Origin of the sequence: Nocardiopsis sp. TNDT3, assembly GCF_003427465.1 — a bacterium.
Taxonomy (GTDB): Bacteria; Actinomycetota; Actinomycetes; order Streptosporangiales; family Streptosporangiaceae; genus Nocardiopsis; species Nocardiopsis dassonvillei.
The window spans coordinates 1-1,306 of the sequence record NZ_QPFC01000466.1 but is presented as its reverse complement, the minus strand read 5'-3'; the positions used below and the strand labels follow the sequence as shown (position 1 = coordinate 1,306).

At 69.7% G+C, this 1,306-nt stretch carries 1 protein-coding gene; it reads right to left on the bottom strand.

Going from position 1 to position 1,306, the window contains the following annotated elements:
* Nucleotides 1–94: 94 nt before the first annotated feature.
* A partial coding sequence (locus tag DQW06_RS12180) for a cellulase family glycosylhydrolase (protein WP_117198457.1) occupies nucleotides 95–1,306 on the bottom strand: 1,212 nt, incomplete at its 5' end.

Here is a 1,306-nt window from a genome sequence, read left to right as displayed (position 1 = left end):
GGGGCTCTGGGTTGCAGGGGCTCTGGGTTGCAGGGGCACTGTGTTGCAGGGGCACTGGGTCGTAGGAGCACGGAAAGAGCAGGGTGCGGGCGGGTCAGGACGCGCTGCACGTCAGCTCGGGGGTCGAGACACCGCCGCTGGAGTTGCCGACGAACCCGAACGAGGTCGACTGCCCCGCCGCCAGCACGCCGTTGTAACCCACGTTCGTCGCGGTCACACTGCCACCGCTGCCCGACACCGACGCGTTCCAGGCGTGCGAGACACTCTCACCGCTACCGAAGGTCCACTCCACGGTCCACCCCGACAGAGCCGCACCCGCCGTCACCGTCACCTGCGCCTGGAAACCCCCCTGCCACTGGTTCGTCACCGAGTACACCGCCTCACACTCACCCGACGGCGGGTCCGTGGGCTCCTCGGTCGGCGGGTCGGTGGGCTCCTCGGTGGGCGGGTCGGTCGGGTCGGGGCCGCCGCCGTAGACCGGGGCCTCCTCGGCGGTGGCGGCGATGCCGTCCGGTCCGTTGAAGATGCGCTCGCCCCAGGGGGTCAGGCTGTCGACGTCGAAGCCCTCGACCATGTCCAGGTACTCCACGGGGCTGCCGTTGCCGCTCCAGGACCAGCCGATGTAGCCCAGGCCCAGGCGCTCGGCGTGGGACATGATGGCGTCCTCGTCGGGGTTGCCGTCGGAGTGGTCGTGGCCGAACTCGCCGACGATCAGCGGCAGGCCCGCGTCGACGAAGTGCTCCAGGTAGGAGACGACCGTCGACTCCTGCTGGTAGACGCCGTACATGTGCACGGAGAAGACCGTGTTGGCGTGCGGGTCGGAGTCGAACACCGACTGGGCGTTGTCGCGCATGACACCCGCCCAGTCCTGGCCCCAGTTCGGCGCGTCCACGACCAGGGTGTGGTCGAAGCCCGCGTCGCGCAGGCGGTTGACGGCGTCGCTGGTGTCGGCGGCCCAGTTCTGGTTGATCGCGGCGTCGTTGCCGTAGGGCTCGTTGCCGATGTTGACGAGGATGTGGTCCTCCTCGCCCTCGACGGCCTCCTGGATGCGCAGCCAGTAGTCGACGGCCTGGTCGAGCGTGGCGGCCCCGGCCTGGTCGCCGTAACCGGTGGTGTCGTGCACCTCCAGGACGCAGATCAGCCGGTTGGTCTTGCACTCGTCGACGACGTTGGCCACGTCGGCGGCGGTGTTCTCCGTCCAGCGCTGGCCGCTGCTGAGGACGACGCGGACGGCGTTGGCGCCCAGGGACTTGATGTCGGCGAACGACTGGGTCTCCTGGGCGTACCAGGTGTGGGCGTGGCTGAC